Origin of the sequence: Labrys sp. (in: a-proteobacteria) (assembly GCF_047605565.1) — a bacterium.
Lineage (GTDB): Bacteria > Pseudomonadota > Alphaproteobacteria > Rhizobiales > Labraceae > Labrys > Labrys neptuniae.
Genome location: NZ_JASGFM010000007.1, coordinates 80229 through 99124, shown reverse-complemented (window position 1 = coordinate 99124; position 18896 = coordinate 80229). Strand labels below are relative to the sequence as shown.

General features: G+C 64.2%; 16 protein-coding genes. 14 read left to right on the top strand and 2 right to left on the bottom strand.

Annotated features, from left to right (window positions below):
- Nucleotides 1–36: 36 nt before the first annotated feature.
- From QM672_RS09560 to QM672_RS09545, 4 genes are read left to right on the top strand one after another with little or no spacing between them, the layout of a single operon-like run.
- On the top strand, nucleotides 37–1119 hold the full coding sequence (locus tag QM672_RS09560; RefSeq protein ID WP_311939649.1) for an LLM class flavin-dependent oxidoreductase: 1083 nt from the start codon (nucleotides 37–39) through the stop codon (nucleotides 1117–1119).
- Nucleotides 1116–1928, top strand: coding sequence for an alpha/beta hydrolase (locus QM672_RS09555; RefSeq protein WP_311939647.1), 813 nt, complete (start codon nucleotides 1116–1118; stop codon nucleotides 1926–1928). Before QM672_RS09560 ends, QM672_RS09555 begins: the two co-directional genes overlap by 4 nt.
- A 17-nt stretch (nucleotides 1929–1945) precedes the next feature.
- Nucleotides 1946–2350: a carboxymuconolactone decarboxylase family protein gene (locus QM672_RS09550; RefSeq protein WP_311939645.1), complete on the top strand. Its 405-nt coding sequence runs from the start codon at nucleotides 1946–1948 to the stop codon at nucleotides 2348–2350.
- Complete coding sequence (locus QM672_RS09545; protein ID WP_311939643.1) at nucleotides 2347–2661, top strand: NIPSNAP family protein; 315 nt, start codon at nucleotides 2347–2349, stop codon at nucleotides 2659–2661. Before QM672_RS09550 ends, QM672_RS09545 begins: the two co-directional genes overlap by 4 nt.
- Nucleotides 2662–2678: 17 nt before the next feature.
- Here QM672_RS09545 and QM672_RS09540 read toward each other — a convergent pair whose 3' ends face one another.
- Nucleotides 2679–3314 (bottom strand): cysteine hydrolase family protein, encoded by a 636-nt coding sequence (locus QM672_RS09540; RefSeq protein WP_415082170.1) that lies wholly within the window; start codon nucleotides 3312–3314, stop codon nucleotides 2679–2681.
- Between the two features lie 203 nt (nucleotides 3315–3517).
- Between QM672_RS09540 and QM672_RS09535 the strand changes: the two genes are divergently transcribed.
- Genes QM672_RS09535 through proX form a run of 3 tightly spaced genes read left to right on the top strand, consistent with a single transcriptional unit; the run spans nucleotide 3518 to nucleotide 6745 of the window.
- Nucleotides 3518–4714, top strand: coding sequence for a glycine betaine/L-proline ABC transporter ATP-binding protein (locus QM672_RS09535; protein WP_311939639.1), 1197 nt, complete (start codon nucleotides 3518–3520; stop codon nucleotides 4712–4714).
- Between the two features lie 4 nt (nucleotides 4715–4718).
- Nucleotides 4719–5711, top strand: a complete 993-nt coding sequence (locus QM672_RS09530; RefSeq protein WP_367625809.1) for an ABC transporter permease — start codon at nucleotides 4719–4721, stop codon at nucleotides 5709–5711.
- Nucleotides 5708–6745 (top strand): glycine betaine/L-proline ABC transporter substrate-binding protein ProX, encoded by a 1038-nt coding sequence (gene proX, locus QM672_RS09525; protein ID WP_311939634.1) that lies wholly within the window; start codon nucleotides 5708–5710, stop codon nucleotides 6743–6745. The genes QM672_RS09530 and proX overlap by 4 nt, the downstream gene beginning before the upstream one ends.
- 276 nt (nucleotides 6746–7021) lie before the next feature.
- On the opposite strand, the gene QM672_RS09520 is transcribed toward proX, so the two are convergent.
- Nucleotides 7022–7825, bottom strand: a complete 804-nt coding sequence (locus QM672_RS09520; RefSeq protein WP_415082167.1) for an IclR family transcriptional regulator — start codon at nucleotides 7823–7825, stop codon at nucleotides 7022–7024.
- A 120-nt stretch (nucleotides 7826–7945) separates the two neighbouring features.
- Here QM672_RS09520 and QM672_RS09515 point away from each other — a divergent pair, with 120 nt between their 5' ends.
- From QM672_RS09515 to QM672_RS09485, 7 genes are all read left to right on the top strand, one after another.
- The gene (locus tag QM672_RS09515) at nucleotides 7946–9037 is read left to right on the top strand and encodes a succinylglutamate desuccinylase/aspartoacylase family protein (protein ID WP_415082165.1); all 1092 of its coding nucleotides are present in this window, start codon (nucleotides 7946–7948) and stop codon (nucleotides 9035–9037) included.
- Nucleotides 9027–9965: a threonine/serine dehydratase gene (locus tag QM672_RS09510; RefSeq protein WP_367625811.1), complete on the top strand. Its 939-nt coding sequence runs from the start codon at nucleotides 9027–9029 to the stop codon at nucleotides 9963–9965. The genes QM672_RS09515 and QM672_RS09510 overlap by 11 nt, the downstream gene beginning before the upstream one ends.
- 162 nt (nucleotides 9966–10127) lie before the next feature.
- Nucleotides 10128–11153: a sugar ABC transporter substrate-binding protein gene (locus QM672_RS09505; RefSeq protein WP_415082163.1), complete on the top strand. Its 1026-nt coding sequence runs from the start codon at nucleotides 10128–10130 to the stop codon at nucleotides 11151–11153.
- A gap of 116 nt (nucleotides 11154–11269) precedes the next feature.
- The gene (locus QM672_RS09500) at nucleotides 11270–14800 is read left to right on the top strand and encodes an ABC transporter permease subunit (protein ID WP_415082161.1); all 3531 of its coding nucleotides are present in this window, start codon (nucleotides 11270–11272) and stop codon (nucleotides 14798–14800) included.
- Nucleotides 14797–15603, top strand: coding sequence for a creatininase family protein (locus QM672_RS09495; RefSeq protein ID WP_415082159.1), 807 nt, complete (start codon nucleotides 14797–14799; stop codon nucleotides 15601–15603). Before QM672_RS09500 ends, QM672_RS09495 begins: the two co-directional genes overlap by 4 nt.
- Complete coding sequence (locus QM672_RS09490) at nucleotides 15603–17129, top strand: aldehyde dehydrogenase family protein (protein WP_415082157.1); 1527 nt, start codon at nucleotides 15603–15605, stop codon at nucleotides 17127–17129. Before QM672_RS09495 ends, QM672_RS09490 begins: the two co-directional genes overlap by 1 nt.
- 34 nt (nucleotides 17130–17163) lie before the next feature.
- The gene (locus QM672_RS09485) at nucleotides 17164–18879 is read left to right on the top strand and encodes a GMC family oxidoreductase (RefSeq protein ID WP_415082155.1); all 1716 of its coding nucleotides are present in this window, start codon (nucleotides 17164–17166) and stop codon (nucleotides 18877–18879) included.
- Nucleotides 18880–18896: the final 17 nt, after the last annotated feature.

Below are 18896 nucleotides of genomic sequence, written 5' to 3'. Positions count from 1 at the left end.
ATCGACGCGGCCGCATTATCTGAAGAGGTATTCGTCATGAAGTTTTCCATCGCCCTGGCCATGGAGCGGTTCAGCCCCGACAAGCCCATGCAGCAAGTGGTCAACGAGACACTCGAGCTCGTGCGCATGGCCGATGCCGGGGGCTTCGAGACGGTCTGGTCCGCCGAGCATCACACGATCGAGTTCACGATTGCTCCCAATCCATTCCAGATCCTGACCTGGTGGGGCGCCCATACCGAGCGGATTCGCCTGGGAACGGCTACTGTGGTGGCGCCATATTGGAACCCTCTGCGCCTGGCCGGCGAGGCGGCGCTCTGCGATCACCTCACGGGAGGCAGGCTGGAATTCGGCATTGCCCGCGGCGCCTATCAGTATGAGTTCGACCGCATGGCCGGTGGCATTCCCCAGCAGGAAGGGGTTGCCTACATGCAGGAGCTCTTGCCGGCGGTACAAAAGCTATGGGCGGGCGACTATGCCCATGAGGGCAAGTACTACAAGTTCCCGCTTGCGACCTCCGTGCCCAAGCCTTTGCAGCAGCCGTCTCCCCCGATCTGGGTGGCTGCGCGCGACCCCGGCACCTTCGACTGGGCCGTGCGCAACGGCTATAACATCCTGTCGACGCCGCTGTCGCGGCCGATGGCCGAGGTTGGTATCCTGGCCGACAAGTTCAACAAGGCCGTCTCCGACCATTCGAATGTGGCGCGTCCCCGTTTCATGATGTTGCGCCGGAGCTGTGTTTACGCTCGCCCGGAGGAGTGGGAAGTGCCGGTGCGTGCCAGCATCGACTATGGCCGCGCCTTCGAAAACCTGTTCCAGAATATCGGCACGGTGACCAACGGCTTCCCCAAGGCGGTGCCCTACGAGACGGTTGCCAATCGCAGCGAATACGATCCGCAGGCGATCCGCGACAACCTCCTGTTCGGCACGCCCGACGAGGTGATCGAGAAGCTGTTGGTCTATGAGGCCGCCGGCGTTGACCAGTTCTGCCTCGGCCTGGCCTTCAACCTGCCGATCGAGGTGCAGAAGAAGTCGCTGGACCTGTTCACCCGCGAGGTCATGCCGGTTTTTGCGGCGCGCGAACGCGACGCCGCGAAGCAGCGGGCACGGGCAATTGCATGATGATGAAGCTGGCATCCACGACGATCGACACCACACTCGACATCGATGGCGTCGCTATTCGCTACCGGCTCGAGGGGGAAGGAACGCGGCCCCTCGTCCTCGTGCACGGGGTTGGTTCCTATCTCGAGGCCTGGGACGGCGTTGTGGAGCGCCTTGCGCCGCATTTTCGCATCCTGCGCTTCGACCTGCGCGGCCACGGTGGCTCGGCGCGGGTAAAGGGGCGCTACGAGATTGATGATTTCGTGCGCGAGCTGCTCGCTTTGGCCGACAATGCCGGCTTCGGCAGGTTCGCGCTCGCCGGTTTTTCGCTGGGTGGCCTGATCGCCCAGCGTGCAGCACTTGATCATCCTGGCCGTATCGAGAGCCTCTTGCTGCTCGCCACCGTTGCCGGTCGCAACGAGGATGAGAAGGAACGCGTGCTCAACCGCTTGCGCTTGCTTCAGACCAAGGAACCGGGCTCGCATTATGACAATTCTGTCGGCCGCTGGTTCAGCGAGGCATTCCAGCACGCCAATCCGGACCTGATGGCGAGGCTGCGCCAGCGCAATGCGGCCAATGATCCCGATTGCTATGCGGCGGCTTATCGAGTGCTCGCTGAAAGCGATTTCGGCGACGAAATCGGTGCAATTGCCTGCCCCACGCTGATTGCGACGGGGGAGGAGGACCAGGGCTCCAATCCGCGCATGGCCAGGCTCATGCATGAGCGCATTGCCAACGCACGGCTGGACATCCTGTCCGGCAAGCGTCATTCGATCCTGATCGAGGCACCGGCCGAGGTCGCTCGGCTGATGCGAAGTTTCCTTTCTTGATGGGTCGGGAGTTGGACATGGACAAGGATCTTCGGGCGCAGGGCGAAAAGGTGCGCCGGACCGTTCTTGGCGACGGCTATGTGGATGCGGCACGCGCGAATGCCGATGAATTTTCTGCGCCATTCCAGGATGTCCTCAACGAATATTGCTGGGGCCAGTGCTGGACCGACGACAGTCTGTCGTTGTCCCAGCGCAGCTTGCTGAACCTGGGCATGCTGGCGGCGTTGGGCAGGATGCATGAATTCAAGGTGCATTTCCGCGGCGCGATCCGCAACGGTTTGACCGACAAGGAATTGCGGGCCGCACTGATCCAGATCGCCGTTTACTGCGGCGTGCCGGCGGGCGTGGAAGCCTTCCGCGTTGCCCGCACCGTACGTCAGGAGATGGCAGCGGAGGCCGGGGAGGCACCGGAAGAAACATGATCGTCGAAGAGCGTATCTACAAGATCAAGCCGGGCAAGCTCTCGCGCTATCTCCAACTGGTGCGGGAGGAAGGCCTTGCCATTCAGCAGCCGATCCTCGGCAACCTCATCGGCTATTTCCAGACCGAGATCGGGCCGTTGAATCACGTCGTGCATCTGTGGGGCTATCAGGACTTGAACGACCGAGCCGAGCGGCGTCGCCGGCTGGCCGCCGATCCCGCCTGGCAGGCTTTCACGGCGAAGTTGACGGAGACGATCGACACGTTGGAAAACCGTATTCTGATACCGACGGATTTCTCACCGCTGCGCTAGCCTGGATGTTCGAGAGGTTACGTCGTTGCCTGCATTCCGAACGTTTCCAGGACTTCAGCGCTGTTCATGACCCAGCCATAGTTGCGGGCAAAAGCATCGAGTGTCGCTTGGTGGCTCGGCGGGTGATTTGACGACACCGCATCGCTGACCAGGATCGTGGGGTATCCATGGTGCACCGCGTGTCGGGCACTATCCTCGACGCACATCTCGGTCACAGTTCCCGTAAAGACCAGACCGTCGATGCCGCGTTCACGCAGCCGAGCGTCCAGATCGGTTTCGTGGAAGGCGCTGAAATAGATCTTGTCGATAACCGGCTCACCGGCGTGGGGCGGCAGTTCATCGATGACGGCGGCTGCGTCGCGCGTGCCGTCCACATCGCCATAGCTACGCTGGAAGCCTGGCACACAGGCCCTGGTCGGCGCATCGAGCAGGCCAAGCCAGTCGAGCTTGGCTGCGAGCGGCCTGTAACGCATGTCGGCGACATAGCGGGTGAAGACCACCGGGCGACCGCGGCTGCGGAAGCCAGCCAGCAAGGCTCGGATCGGCGCAATCGTGCCGCGGGCAGCAGGCACTTCCATGGGAGCTCCCATGCGAACGAAGTCGTTTTGCATGTCCACGACCACAAGGGCTGGATTGGTCAGTGACGCGAGCACGTATTTCCTCCCGATGATGTCCCAAAACTAATTACGATGGTACCGCGCAACCGCGCATGCTGCCTTTCCTAGGATACACAGGCAAGCTGCTCCTCCGACGCGATGGAAGACGATCCTCGGTGCGGGCCTTTTACTGGCTGGAATGGCGGCATGCAGCATTGGCCAAAACTTTGCGCAAGGCCTGCAGGGGAACGGAGAACGACGTGACGGACCGCATAGCGATCAGAAATCTGTACAAGATTTTCGGCAACGCGCCGGATCGTGCCCTGGACCTTTTGAAGTCGGGTGAGACCAAGGAAACGGTGCTGGCCAGAACAGGGCAGGTCGTTGGGCTGTGTGACGTGTCGATCTCGGTGCCTGTCGGATCGATCTACATGATCATGGGTCTGTCCGGTTCCGGCAAGTCGACGCTCGCGCGATGCATCAACCGACTGATCGAGCCGGATGCGGGCACGATCACGATCGATGGCGAGCCGGTCACCGGGACGAGCGAGGCCCGTCTGCGTGAAATCCGCAGAACCCGGGTTTCCATGGTGTTCCAGCACTTCGCGCTGCTGCCCAACCGCACCGTCATCGAGAATGCCGAGTTTGGCCTCAAATTGCGTGGAGTTGGCGCAGGCGAGCGCCGCAGGAAGGCGCTCGAGGTCCTGGATGTCGTCGGGTTGTCGGCCTGGGCCAATCACTTGCCCAAGGCGCTCAGCGGCGGCATGCGCCAGCGCGTCGGTCTCGCGCGAGCGCTGGCCACGGAGGCCGACGTGCTGATCATGGACGAGGCCTTCAGCGCCCTTGATCCCCTCATCCGCAGCGAGATGCAGGACGAATTGCTGCGTCTGCAACGCACGCTCAAAAAAACGATCCTCTTCATCACCCATGATTTCCAGGAAGCTCTCAAATTGGGCAGCCGCGTCGCGATCATGGCCGATGGCATGGTGATGCGCGAAGGAACGCCGCAGGAGATCGTGCTCGATCCAAGACATCCTTATGTTGCGGCCTTCACCCGCGATATCGACCGGGCCCGGCTGTTCGACGCCGCCTCCGTCATGGAGCCTTGCCAGCCCCTGGCCCTGAACGGATGCCATGAAACAGCGGACATGGCTGGCCAGAGCGGCACCACATTCGTTGTCGACGAGCGCCATCGCATCGCCGGCGTGATCGACGGTACCCGTATCGGCGATTTGCGTCGTGGCATGGATGTAAGGAAATTGCTGACGCAGGATTACGAAGCGGTTCGCCATACTGCCCGCCTGGCCGACATTGCCGGCATCTACCGGGCCGATCGGCCCATTGCCGTCGTGGATGACGATGGCCAGTTCCTCGGCCGGGTCGACCCGGTGCGGATTCTCGGACGCATCGCAACGCCTGCCGCTGCGCCCGCGCAGTCCCGGATGACGGGAGGCTGACCCCATGTTCGATGTCCAAAACCTCTACGTCATCCCGCTCGATCAGTGGATCCAGGACGGCGTCCGCTGGCTGGCACTGCACTTCCGTCCCTTGTTCCAGACGATCAAATGGCCGGTCGAGACGCTGCTCAACGCGATCAATGGACTGCTGCATCTGATCCCGTTTCCGATCCTGTCCGTACTGTTTGCTTTGGTTGCGTGGCGCGTCGCTTCGCGTGGCGTCGGTATCTTCACGCTCGTTTCGTTCGTGTTCATCGCCTTCATCGGTTTGTGGTCCGATGCCATGACGACGCTGTCCCTGATCGCCACCGCGATCGTGATCTGTGTGATCATCGGCATTCCGTTCGGGGTTCTGTGCGCGCGCAGCGATCGCACCTGGGCGGTGGTTCGTCCAATTCTGGACGTGATGCAGACGACTCCGAGCTTCGTCTATCTCGTGCCTGTGGTCATGCTGTTCGGTGTCGGCACAATTGCAGGCGGTGTCGCCGTGATCGTGGCAGCGGTGCCACCGTTGATCCGTTTCACCAATCTGGGAATCCGCATGGTCGATGCCGAGATGGTCGAGGCCGGCCGGGCGTTCGGCGCCACCGATCGCCAACTTCTGTGGGAGGTCCAACTGCCCCTGGCGATGCCGACGATCCTGGGGGGCCTGAACCAGACGGTGCTGACGGCGATGGTGATGTCGGTGATCGTGGCGATGATCGGTGCCGAAGGGCTGGGACTGGTCGTGCTGCAGGGGCTTGGCCGCCTCGATGTCGGCATGGCGGCCGTCGGCGGCATCGCCATCGTGCTGCTTGCCATGGTGCTCGACCGCATGACACAGGGCCTCGCCCGTCAAGACAGGGCGACTGAGGGTGGAAGCCTGCGGGCGACGCTGTCGCGGCTGTTGCGCCCCATCACGCCGTCGCGGGCCCGCCCGCATCCAGCTCATCGACCAGACAAACCGGTTCTGTCTCAAAAAAGGCCGGCAGCATCTCCAGAAGAGGAAACCGTATGATCGTGTTGCGCACCACATGGAAAGGCGTTGCCTGCGCTGCGGCATTGTTCTCGGCCTTGATCGCCGGACCGGCATTGGCTCAGGGCAGCCCCGGCGAAGGCAAGACCATTCGCTTCGTGTCCTCCGACAGCCTCGGCGCGAACTATGTTCAGGATCAGATCCTGATCGCCGGCCTCGAAAAGCTCGGCTATGAGGTCAAACTGTCCACGATGAACATGTCGGCGATCCTGCAGGCCATTTCGCAAGGCGACCTCGACATGACCGGCGACATCAACTGGCCGCAGGCCCAGCCGGCCATCGAGAAGGTCGCCGACGCCGCCGAACTGATCAGTGACGGCACGATCATCGGGGGCGGCATCAATGGCTATATGATCGACAAGAAGACCGCTGAAGCCCACAACATCACCAATGTCTCCCAATTGAAGGACCCGAAAATCGCGGCGCTGTTCGACAGCGACGGCGATGGCAAGGCCAATCTGATCAATTGCGACCCGGCCTGGAAATGTGGCGATGTCGTCGATTTCCAGGTCAAGGAATTCGGCCTGAGCGACACTGTGCGCTCGATCCGTGCAAAGTATGAACCGCTGATTGCCGAGGCATTCGCCAGAGCCGACCGGGGCGAACCGATCCTGCTCTACACCTGGAGCCCGTCCTGGATCGTCTACCGCTTGAAGCCGGCCAAGGACGTGGTCTGGCTGCCGATACCCTACGACGCCCTGCCGCCGGGCGTGAACAAGCCGAAAACGCATGAGGTGCCGGATGTCGCAGGCTGCGCCGGCGGTCAGAACCCGTGCCGGATGGCTGTCGGCCCATGGAACTGGCGCACCCTTGCCAACAAGGAATTCCTGGCCGCCAATCCGGCAGTCGGAAAGTTCGTTGCGCAGGCAAAGTGGCCGCTGAATACATGGAGCGAGTGGGAGGGGGCCCTGGGCAAGGGTGCCAAGACAAATGCGGACATGAAGAAGATCGCCGGCGAATGGATTGCTGCCAATCAGGGCGAGTTCGACCGCTGGATCAGCGCCGCGACCAAGTGAGCCACCTCGCTCGCCGGGAGGGGGCGATTGGTCGCTCCCGGCGGGTAGGCCCGATGCGACCGGGTTGGCCGCGTTCGGCCGGATCGCGATGAAAGGTATGAGGGCGGGGCTTTCGCAACCAGTTGGATGGAAGACCCCATCATGGCGCGGCTTCTCGTTGACCCGGAGGGCGGAATATACCCTTCCGTTTGTTCCACGGGCTCACGCGCGGGCCGAGCCAGCGAAAAGCGCTTCTGCAAGCGACGGATCGAGAACCGGCGAGCGAGGAGGACGGCATCAGACAGGATGCTGAACACGCAGCCGGGGCGAGAGTTTTGCCGAGATGCGACTGCAGGAGGCCTGCAATACCCCAAGCGTGGTTTCGTGCCGAGCCTGGTTGTCGTGGGCGTGCCGGTTGACATAGGCGATGATGATGGACGCGGCGGCGAAGCCGTCGGCACCGAAAATCGGGCAGCATATATCCGTGATGCCGACGAAATCCCGGCTCGACCGCAGTTCGTGCCCCCGGGCATGAATGGCGGCAAGATTGGCTTCCAATGCGGCACGATCGATCGGGACGGCACTGCGCCCCTGGCTTTCCTCGATGACCTTCCTGGCGACGGCAGGTGGCTGAAAGGCGAGCACGACCTGGCCGGAGGTTGAATCCGTCGCAAGGCGTCCATAACCAAGGCGCAGCGTAAAGGACATGTCGTCGCCGCCGGGCACCGCGGCGATGACGACGGTCAGGCCGTGATTGACGACCACCAGATGAGGCGATTGCTGGCATTCCAGCGCAATGGCCGCCAGTTCCGGCATGGCTGCCGTCAAGAGGTCCTGCTGGCGCGGCGTATGCAGCCCCAGCTTGAACAGACGATCGGTCAGGTAGAAGGCATCGGTTTCCGGATCGCGCTCGATATAGCCGCGCTCCTGGAGGGCCACCAGCATGCGAAAGATCTCGTTTTTCGACCGGCCGAGCCCATCCGCGATCTCCTTCATCGTCAAGGGCACCCCAGCCTCCGCCAGAAGTTCCAGAACCTCGAGTCCCTTGGTCAGTGCCGGTGCGGAATAGGCGGGCTTTTCCCGGTCTTCGATGCTGCTCATGCGCGATTCCCTCAATGGGCGCAGACCATAGAGAATTCTCTCGGCTTGTGCCTATGGTTTTATATTCAAACTTGACATCATATATAAAACCATCATCATCTGGGCGAAAGGGAGAAGCCCATGACGGATTTGATGGCCGGGACTTCGGAGCCGATCCGCCGAAAGCCGGTGAGCCCACGCAGAAACAGTGTGTTCACGACCGTCGACCTGGAACAGCCCGGCAAGCAGATCGGCTATTTCTGCGTGCCCCAGTCTCCCCACGACGACGCCTGGGGCGCAGTCCAGGTGCCGCTGGCCGTCGTCAAGAATGGCAGCGGGCCGACGGTGCTCATCGAGGCGGGCAATCACGGCGACGAATATGAAGGTCCCCTGGCGCTCGGCGAATTGCTGCGCGACATCGAACCCTCGGAAGTCTCGGGTCGCATCATCGCCATACCCGCGATCAATATCCGCGCCGTCGAAGCTGGAACGCGCACCTCGCCAGTTGACGGGCTGAACTTCAATCGCTGCTTTCCCGGCGATTTCGACGGTACGCTCACCAGGCAGATAGCGGCCTATGTCCATGATTGCCTGATGCCGCTCGCCGACTACTTCCTCGACCTGCATTCGGGCGGGTCCTCGCTGATGATCCTGCCGAGCGCAATCATCGAGCCGTCGCCGACGCCCGAGGGACACCGGCTCAACATCGAGGCGACGCTCGCCTTTGGCGCTCCCACCGTGGTCATGGTCGACAATCTGGGCGAGACGCGCACGGCGACCGCCGCCGCCAATCTGCAGGGCCTCGTCGTCATCGGCACCGAAATGGCCGGCGGAGGCCTGGTCAGCCAGGACGCCCTTGCCATCTGCCGGCGCGGCATTCGCAATGTCCTCAAACATGCCGGCGTCCTGAAGGGGCCGCCCGAACTGCCCCAAGGGGCCAATAAGCGCGTGCTCAAGGTGCCCGGCAGCCGGGGTTATATCCTGGCCGACGATGACGGTGTGTTCGAGCCGATCGGCCAATTGGGTACGATTGCTAGGAAAGGCGAGCTTGCCGGCCGCATCCATTTCCCGCGTTCGCCGGCCCGCGAGCCTGTCGAGCTTCGCTACGCCATTGACGGCGTTGTCTTCGCCAAGCGCCAGCCGGGCCGGGTCAGGCCGGGCAATTGCTGCTTCGTCATCGCCGACGAATATCCCGAGGCGCTTGCACTGAAGGGGCGAGCCGATGAGCGTTGAGGCGATCAAGGCCGCCGTCGAGCGCGTCAGGCCCCATATCCGCAGGACGCCCGTTCTCAGGCTCGAGCATTGCTCCGACGCCACCATTCCGAGCGGCACCCATCTCAAGCTCGAATGCCTGCAAGTCAGCGGCTCGTTCAAGATCCGCGGCGCCGTCAATCGGGTCAAATCGCTGTCCGCCCATGCGATCGCCAAGGGTCTGGTCGCGGCCTCCGGCGGCAATCATGGTCTGGCCACCGCCTATATGGCCCGCCAGAGCGGCGTGCCGGCCACCATCTTCCTGCCGACCAATGCCAGCCCGCTCAAGGAGCAGAAGCTGCGCAAACTGGGCGCCGAGGTGCGCTATGCCGGCGCCGTATGGGACGAGGCCCATCAGGCCGCGACGGCCCATGCCCGGGAGAGCGGCGCCTTCTACATGCACCCCTTCGCCGACGATGCCATCGTTTCGGGGCAGGGCACCATCGGCGTCGAAATGCTGGAGCAGATTCCGGACGCCGATCTCTACATCATCGCCATCGGTGGTGGCGGCCTCATCGCCGGGGTGTCGCAGGTCGTCAAGGCGATGAAGCCGAAGGCCCGCATCGTCGGCGTGGAGCCGGTGGGTTCGCCGACCCTCCATGCTTGTTTCGCTGCCGGCCATGTCGTGCGTCTGCCGCAAGTGACCACGCGCGTCGCCACCATGGCCTGCGGCCGCACGGATGAGAGCATCTACGAGATCGCACGGCGCCATGTCGATGACATCGTCCTGGTCAGCGACGAGGCGATGCAACGCGCTGCCGAGCTTCTCTGGTTCGAGTTCGGCATCGCCGCGGATCTAAGCGGCGCGGCCTCGCTGGCGGCGCTGATGGCCGGTGCTGTCAGGCCCAAACCCGGCGAACGCGTCGCCGGGTTGGTCTGCGGCGCGGGCGTGGACGGGCTTTCCGCCTGAGGGAGGATTTTGCACGACCGGCGCAATGCTGCGCCGCATCTCATGCAGCCAGAAACGCCTCGCAGGAAGGCGGCGCACGGCCAAGACAAACAAGAAGTACGTCCAAACAAGAAGCACGTAAAAGTCCAGACCAAAGGCCATCCAGGCAAAGGAGGAGTTCATATGCGTAGCATCTTCAAGACATCGGCGGCGCTGCTCGCGTTCGCGCTTGCCATGCCGTCTTTGGCGCAGGCCAAGGACAAGGTCCTCGGCGTCGCCGCCATCGACCTGCAAAACTCCTTCTATGTGCGCATGAAGGAGGCGGGCGACGTCGCTGCCAAGGATTATGGCGTGCGCTCCACCTGGCAGAGCGCGGAAGGAAGCCTCGAGAAGGAAGTCGCCATCATCGAGAACTTCATCAACCAGGGCGTCAGCGCCATTCTGGTCGACCCGCTCGACAAGAATGCTTTGGTACCGGTGATCAAGAAGGCGCTCGCAGCCGGTATCCCCGTTGTCACCATGGGCAACAAGGTGGAGGCGGATGGCAACTATTCCACTCTCTATCCCGACTATGAGAACATGGCGATGGTGGCCCGTGCCATCGGTGCCTCGCTCGGCGGGGAAGGCGAGATCGCCCTGCTCGTCGGCTCGCGCGGCAATTTCGTGTCCGACACCCGCGAAAAGGGCTTCGTCGAAACCCTGGCCAAGGAATATCCCAAGATCAAGATCGTCGGCGTCGAGCCGACCAATTGGGATGCCGCCAAGGCGACGAACGCTGCGCAGACCTGGCTGACGACCTATCCCGACCTCAAGGCGATCGCCTGCATCTCCGACAGCCTGTGCCTGGCGGCGGATTCGGTCGCCAGTTCGATGGGTTCGAACCTGATCTATGGCGGCTATGACGGCGATGCCGAGATGAAGGAGCTGATCGACAGCGGCAAGATGGTGCTCGATGTCCTCACCGGCGCCAATCGCGTCGGCTACTGGAACATCGCGGTCGCGACCCGCCTGGCCAATGGCGAGAAGCTGCCGAAGGATCTCTATATGCCGACCTATTTCGTCACCTCCGACGAAACCGCGAAGAAGCTCAAGGCAGCCGGGTTGAACTTCGAGCATATCAACACCGACAAGCAGGCCATCGAGGCCAAGAACTACACCGAGCAGCTTGGTCCCAAGGTGCCGGTCTCGGCCATGACGGTCGGAAAATAGGCCGAACGCCACCTGCCGGCGCGGCCGATCCGTGCCGGCAGCCGCCTGCCTGTGTGCGGCAGCGCGCCTCGCCGCGCCGCAGATGACGACCGGCCCGGTCCCTATTGGGGGAAATCATGTCCCAGCTGAAATTATCGAGCCTTTTCAGGCGGAACGAGCCGGTATTGATCCTCGTTTTCGTGCTCGCGGTCGTCGTGTTCGGCTGGATCGATCCGCGTTTCCTGACGGCTGGCAATTTCGTCAGCATCGCTCAGCAGAGTTCGGTGATTGCCCTGATCGCCTTCGCGATGACCGCCGTCATCATCGCACGCGGCATCGATATTTCGGTGGGCAGCACGCTGGCTTTTGCCGGCGTGGCCGCCGGCCTCGTCCATGCCGCTTCCGGATCGGCCGTGCTGACGCTGGCGACGGCGATCGCAAGCGGCGCGCTCATCGGTCTCCTCAACGGCATCCTGATCGGGTTCGCCGGTATTTCGCCGTTCATGGCCACGCTTGCCACCATGGCTTTCGCCCGTGGCCTTTCGCTCAGCCTGTCCAGGGCATCGAGCATCACCATCGCCGATCCTGTCGTGCTCTATGCCGGACGGGAGACGTTCGGGTTGCTGCCGGTGTCCGTCGTCATCGCCCTGGTCGTTCTGCTGGCCTGGTGGTTCGTGCTCAAGCGCACCGTCTACGGGCGCTGGATCTATGCGGTCGGCGGCAATGCCGAGGCCGCCCGTGCCTCGATGGTGCCGGTCGGCCCGGTCCGCATCTCCGTCTATCTCATCGCCGGCGCGACGGCGGGGCTCGGCGCCATCCTCACCATTGGCCGCCTCGGCTCCGCTCAGCCTCTGGCGGGCACGGGCCTGGAATTCACCGCGATCACCGCCGCCATCATCGGCGGCACGAAACTGTCGGGTGGCAAAGGCTCGATCTGGGGAACGGCGCTCGGCGCCATGCTGCTCGGGGTGATCAATACCGGCCTGTCCTTCCTGCAGGTGCCGCAGATCGTCATCTACTACATCACCGCGGCGCTGATCCTGGCGGCTGTGCTGGCCAGCCAGCCCGAGAGCGTGACCTCCCTGTTTTCCAACTTGCGGCGCACGGCACCGAAAAGGACCGATAGCGCACTCGCCACGTCGCCCGCCGGCGGGGGCGGTGCCCACAGCATTGTCCTGCGCGGGATCGGCAAGCTGTTTCCGGGCGTCAAGGCGCTCGACGGCGTGTCCTTTACTGTCTCGTCCGGCGAGGTGGTCGCGCTCGCCGGCGAGAACGGGGCCGGCAAGTCCACCCTGGTGAGGTGCATCTCCGGGATCTATCGCCCCGACGAGGGCGAGATCGTCATCGACGGCAAGACGGTCGACTTTCATTCCTCCAACGAGGCGCGCGACATCAGTGTCATCCATCAGCATTTCAGCCTGTCGCCCGACCTGACGGTGGAGGAGAACCTGTTCGTCGGCCGCGAGCCGCGCACGCGCCTGGGCCTGCTCGACCGGGCACGGATGCGCCGCGAAGCCCAGGCCGTCATGGACGAGTTTTCGCTCGACATTGCGGTCGACGCCGAACTTCGCACGTTGTCCGTGGGTCGGCAGCAAATGGTGGAGATCGCGCGCGCGGTCCTGTCCGATGCCTGGTTCATGGTGATGGACGAGCCGACCAGCGCGCTCTCCAACCGCGAGCGCGACCAGCTCTATGGGCTGATCGACAGGCTCAAGGCCCGCGGCGCCGGTATCCTCTACATCTCCCACAAGATGGAGGAGATCTTCAACCTGTGCAGCCGTGTCCTGGTGCTGCGCGACGGCAAGTTCATCGGCGAGCGCCGCACCGCCGAAACGAGCGAGGCCGAGATCGTCGCGATGATGGTGGGACGCGACGTCGGCGACGTCTTCCCCCATCGCCAGGCCGATATCGGCGAAAGGGCCATCGAGGTCGAGGCGCTATCCGACGGCAAGCGGCTCAAATCCGCTTCGCTCAACGTGCATCGCGGCGAGATCGTCGCACTGGCCGGCCTGATGGGCAGCGGCCGTTCGGAAGTGCTGCGCCTGATCGCGGGCATGGGCGCGCCGCAAACCGGGGCGATCACCATCTTCGGCAAGCCCCAGCGGGGAGGGGACCTCAAGGCCGCCAATCGCGCGGGCATCGTCTACATTCCCGAGGACCGCCATCTGGAAGGGTTCGTCGGCACCATGTCGGTCAGCGACAACCTTTCGCTGGCCTGGATCCGGGGCCATAGCCGCCTCGGCATTCTCTCCCCGGCGCGGATCGCCGCGCTGGCGCGCGAGCTGATCGGCTCGCTGGGCGTGCGCCCGGCACAGCCTGGGAAGGCGACGATCGAGCTTTCCGGCGGCAACCAGCAGAAAGTCGTGATCGGCAAATGGCTGGCGACCAAACCCAGGATCATCCTGCTCGACGAACCGACGCGCGGCGTCGACGTCGGTGCCAAATCCGAGCTGCACCGCCTCATCGCCAGGCTCAAGCAAGAGGGCGCTGCCATCCTGATGGTGTCGAGCGAACTGCCGGAGGTGCTGGGCGTCGCCGATCGCATCGTGGTCATGCGCCAAGGCCATTCGGTCGGCGAACTCGCGCGCGGGGCGAGCGAAGAACAGGTCATGGCGCTGGCCTTCGGCGATCGTGCGACGGCCAAACCGGCCGGTCCCCTGGCAAACATCCGGCAGCGATACGAGCGGCACATGACGATCGCGATGAGGAAAGGCATGTTGCCGCGCATTCTCGATCTTTCTCCGCTGATCCTGCTGGCGGGATTGACCATCGTCTTCGGCTCGCTGGATCCCAGGGTGGTGTCCGGCCAGAGCCTGATCAACATCGTATCGCAAGCCACGCCCGTGGCGGTGCTGGCACTCGGCGCGATGATCGTGCTGCTGACGGGCGGCATCGATCTGTCGGCCGGCATCGGCGTCGCCTTTTGCGCCGTGCTGGTCGCGAGCCTCATCGACATGGGAATGGGGCTGGCGGGCGCCTTGGCGATCGGGCTGTGCGCCATGCTCCTGGTGGGGCTGGCGAACGGCCTGGTGATCGCACTTCTGCGCATACCGCCCTTCGTGACGACGCTGGCCTCCATGGTGGCCCTGCAGGGCGCCACGCTGGCCGTCGCCTCCAAGGGCGTGCTGGTGGTTCGCGAGCCCGTGCTCAAATTCGTCGGCGTCGAACGCTCTTTCGGCCTGCCCCACGTCATCTTCGCCACGGTGATCATCGTGCTTCTGGCCATGGTGCTGATGCGCCGCAGCCGCTTCGGCCTGCGCACCTATGCGCTCGGTTCCGATCCGGCCGCGGCCGAACTGGCAGGCATCCCGGTCGCGCGGCACACCATCCTGGTCTATGCCGCCTCTGGCCTGTTCGCGTTCCTCACGGCCGTCATCATGATCAGCCGCGTGCCGGTGGTCACGCCCAATATCGGGGGCACCTCGCTGCTGCTGGATGCGATCGCTGCGGCTGTCCTCGGCGGGACGAGCATATTCGGTGGCCGCGGCACGGTCTGGGGCGCGGTCGTCGGGGCGCTGATCGTCAGCCTCCTCACCACCGCCTTGCGTATTTTCGGAACCGACCCGTCCAGCCTGGAGCTCTACAAGGGCGCGATCATCATGCTGGCGCTGCTGGCCGACGCGGCCATGACCCACGCCAAGGCCCGCCTCATGGAGATTGCCCGATGACGATACCTCTTCCCGGACAGGACGGCCCGGGGTCATCCGCCTTTGCCGCCATGACCAGTCCCGATGTGCGGGCGCTGGCAGCCTCGCAGCCTTCGCGCCCCGTCGCGCTGCTGCCGACCGGCGCCGTCGAACAGCACGGCCCGCATCTGCCGCTCGGCGTCGACATCTGGCTGGCGAGCGCGGTGGCGCGGGCTGTCGCCGAAGGGCAAACGGGCATGCGGGTTTGCGAGCCCTTCGCCTATGGCTCGTCCCAGCACCACCGCGCCTTTCCCGGCACGATGAGCCTCAGTCCGCAGACCTTCATCGCGGTCCTGGCCGATCTCGGCGAATGCCTGTGGGTCGACGGCTTCCTGCCCGTCATCCTCAATGGGCATGGCGGCAACAGGGCTGCCATCCAGGTCGCGGTGACCACGCTGGGTCAGCGCGGCATGGTGTCCGCTGGCTTTTCCTATTTCGATCTGATTGCCGACATCGCCGCAGAGGTGTTGCCAGACGCCGCTGGCGGAACGGGCCATGCCTGCGCACTCGAAACCTCGCTGATGATGCATGTGCTGCCCCAAACCGTGCGCGAGACCCTTATCCCCGCCGGGACGACACCACCGAGCTGGCCCGACCCGCATCTTTTCGCGGCCCCCGCCATCACCGTATGGCGCCCCTTCGAAGCCATCCGGGACAATGGCGTGATCGGCACGCCGTCGCAGGCCTCGCCCTCGGCAGGCGCGCGTCTGTTCGAGGCCGCCGTCAGCCGCAGCCGCGAGGCCGTTCTCGCCATCCAGTCCAACTATGGTCAAAGGAGTTCATGATGACCGTTCAGTTCAGAACTTCCCTCGATGGGCCTCATCTGCGCGGCATGGCCATCGTGAACGAACCCGAACAAGGTCTACGACTGGGTACAAATCGTATCGGATCGACCTGGACAGCCGGCAGTTCCGGCCGGTTCCTGAAGATCGACAGTCCGGCAACCGGCGAAGCGCTGGGCTATCTGGCGCTCTCCACCCGCCAGGATGTCTCCCGGGCCGTACAGGCGGCGGAGGGCGCACGCGAAGCCATGCGCCGGATGGGCGTCTTCGCTCGGGCGGCTCTCTGCCTGAAGATTGCCGAGGAAATCGAGCGGCGGGGCGATGAGCTGGCGCGCCTGCTCTGCCTCGAACAGGGCAAGCCCTACCATGCCGAGGCCAAGGCCGAGGTCGCGGGCGCTGCCCTCGGTTTTCGCAACGCGGCCGAGCAGATGAAATGGCTGGAGACGTCGGCCTTTCCCGTCGCCGATCCTCATAAGCGCGCCTTCAGCTTCCTGCAGCCCAAGGGCGTCTTCGCCATCATAACGCCCTGGAATTTTCCTCTCGCACTGCCCTGCCTCTATTATCTCGGTCCCGCGATCGCCACCGGTAATACGGTGGTCTGGGTGCCCGCTCCCACCACCTCGCTGATCGCGGTGGCCTTGATGGAGTGCCTGATCGAGGCTGGCCTGCCGGATGGGGTGGTCAATCTGGTGCTGGGCGATGGCGCCGAAGTCGGCGACGAGGCCGTGATCCATCCCGGCACCCATGCCGTGGGCTTCACTGGCAGTTCGGCCACGGGCGCGCGGATCGCAAGCCGCGGGGCGGGAAAGCCGCTGCTGTTGGAAATGGGCGGCAATGGCCCCACCATCGTCTTGCCCGATGCCGATATCGACAGGGCAGCCGCCAGGGTCGGGGCCGGCTGTTTTGCCAATGCCGGGCAGATCTGCACCGCGACCGAACGGATCCTCGTGCATCAATCCGTGCATGACCGCTTCGTCGAGGGCCTGGTCAAGGCGGCCGCTGCCGTGCGCATGGGCGATCCCTTCGATCCCGCGACAACCATGGGGCCCCTGAACAATGCCGCAGGCCTCGACAAGATGCTGAGCCATATGGACGATGCCCTGGCGCGCAAGGCCCAGGTGGTGACCGGCGGCAGGATCGCTGCCGGCATGCCGACAAATCTCTATTTCGAGCCGACGGTGGTTACCGGGCTGGGTCGCGAAAGCCTGCTCAATATCGAGGAATCCTTTGGCCCGGTGGCGCCGGTGCTGACCTTCGAGACCGACGAGGAGGCGCTGGAGCTTGCCGCTTCCAGCCCGTTCGGGCTCTCGGCTGCTGTCTTCACCAGCACGATCGCCAAGGCGTTCTTCTATACCGAAAGCCTCAGGGTCGGCATCGTCAACGTCAATGAGAAGAGCTGCTACTGGGAACCCCATATCCCGGCGGGCGGCGCGGCGGGAACGCAAAGCGGCCTGGGCCGGACCGGCGGGCGGCACACGCTCATGGAGATGTGCGACCTCAAGACGATGACGATCGACCTCGCCCAATAGAACCTCAGCCAGGATTTGCAACAGGAGCATCGCCATGACCGCCGCCGAGCCGGACAGGGTGGACTATGTCATTGTCGGCGGCGGGTCGGCGGGTTGCGTGCTTGCCGCCAGGCTGACCGAGGATCCGGCCGTCCGCGTGATCCTTCTGGAGGCGGGCATGGATGCGGCGCGCCCGGAGGACTTTCCCGATCTTGCCTCGCCCTATCCCGGCATTGCCTATTCCAACCCGCGCTACACCTGGGACGGCCTCAAGGCATCCTTGCCCTATGGCGGTTCCAACCGGCCGGAAAGCAAGAGCACCCGCTATGAACAGGCCCGGGTCCTGGGCGGCGGGTCAGCCATCAACGGCATCGGCGCCAATCGCGGCGCCCCGTTCGATTATGACGAATGGCGGGACATGGGCCTGGAAGGATGGTCGTGGCAGGCCTGCTTTCCCTATTTCAAGAAGCTCGAGCGGGACCTCGATTTCGACAACCATTTCCATGGCAGGAGCGGCCCGTTTCCGATCCGTCGGCGCGGCGAGGAGATCTGGACGCCCTTCACCCGTGCCATGCTGGCGGTCTGCAAGGCGCGCGGCATTGCCTTCCTGCCCGACCAGAACGGCGCGTGGGAGGAGGGCACTTTCGAAATGGCCGTCAACATGGACGAGCAGCGCCGCCGCGTCAGCACGGCCTGGGCCTATCTGACGCCGCAGGTCAGGGCGCGCCCCAACCTGGAAATCCGGACCCACACCACCGCCTCCCGCATCGTCCTGGCCGATGGCAGGGCCGTTGGCGTGATCGCCATGCGGGGAGGCGCCAGCCAGATCGTGCAGGCGAACCGGGTGGTGCTGAGCGCCGGCGCGCTGTCCTCGCCCGCCATCCTCATGCGCTCGGGCATCGGTCCGGCCCCCCATCTGGGCGATTGCGGCATTGAGGCCCTGCATCACCTGCCCGGCGTCGGCCAGAACCTGATGGAGCATCCCTCGGCCGGTATCGTGCCCTTTCTAAGGCCGGCCGCACGCCAGCGGGGCGTGCCCGACTACCACATTCCCATCGGTTATCGCTTCTCCTCCGGCCTGGAAGGATGTCCGCCGGGGGACATGCATATGAACTTCGTCACCCGCGCGGCCTGGCATGCCGTGGGGCGCCAGCTCGGTTCCGTCTTCTTCTGGGTGAACAAGTCCTATTCGCGTGGCCAGCTCCTGCTCGATCCCGCATCCCCGGACGGTCCGCCGCGCATCGATTTCCGCATGCTCTCCGACAGGCGCGACCTCGTACGCCTGGCCGATGCCTTCGAGCGCGCCGTGAGCCTGGCGCTCGACCCGACGGTGAATTCGGTGGTCTCCGGCGTTTACGCCGGCGGCATGTCGGAGATCGGCAAGCGTTTTTCCAAGCCGAGCGCGCCCGGCGCCGTCATCACTGGGATCGGAGCGGTGGGCCTCGATCTGATCGGCCGGCTGCGCGAGAAGGTGTTTCCCCATATGCTGTCGAACTACGACGATCCCCTCAGGCTGGTCGGCAACCGTGGCGAGCTCGAGGCCTATATCGCCGAAACCGTCGGCGGCGTCTGGCATCCGTCCGGCACCTGCCGCATGGGTCCCGACGGGGACAGGATGGCGGTGACGGATGCCACGGGACAGGTGCGTGGGTTGCAAGGATTGTTCGTCTGCGATGCTTCGCTAATGCCCACGATTCCCTGTGCGAACACGAACCTCCCGACGATCATGATGGCGGAAAAGATCGCCGACGCTCACAAAGGCGCTGCCTGAGAGCATAAACACGCTCC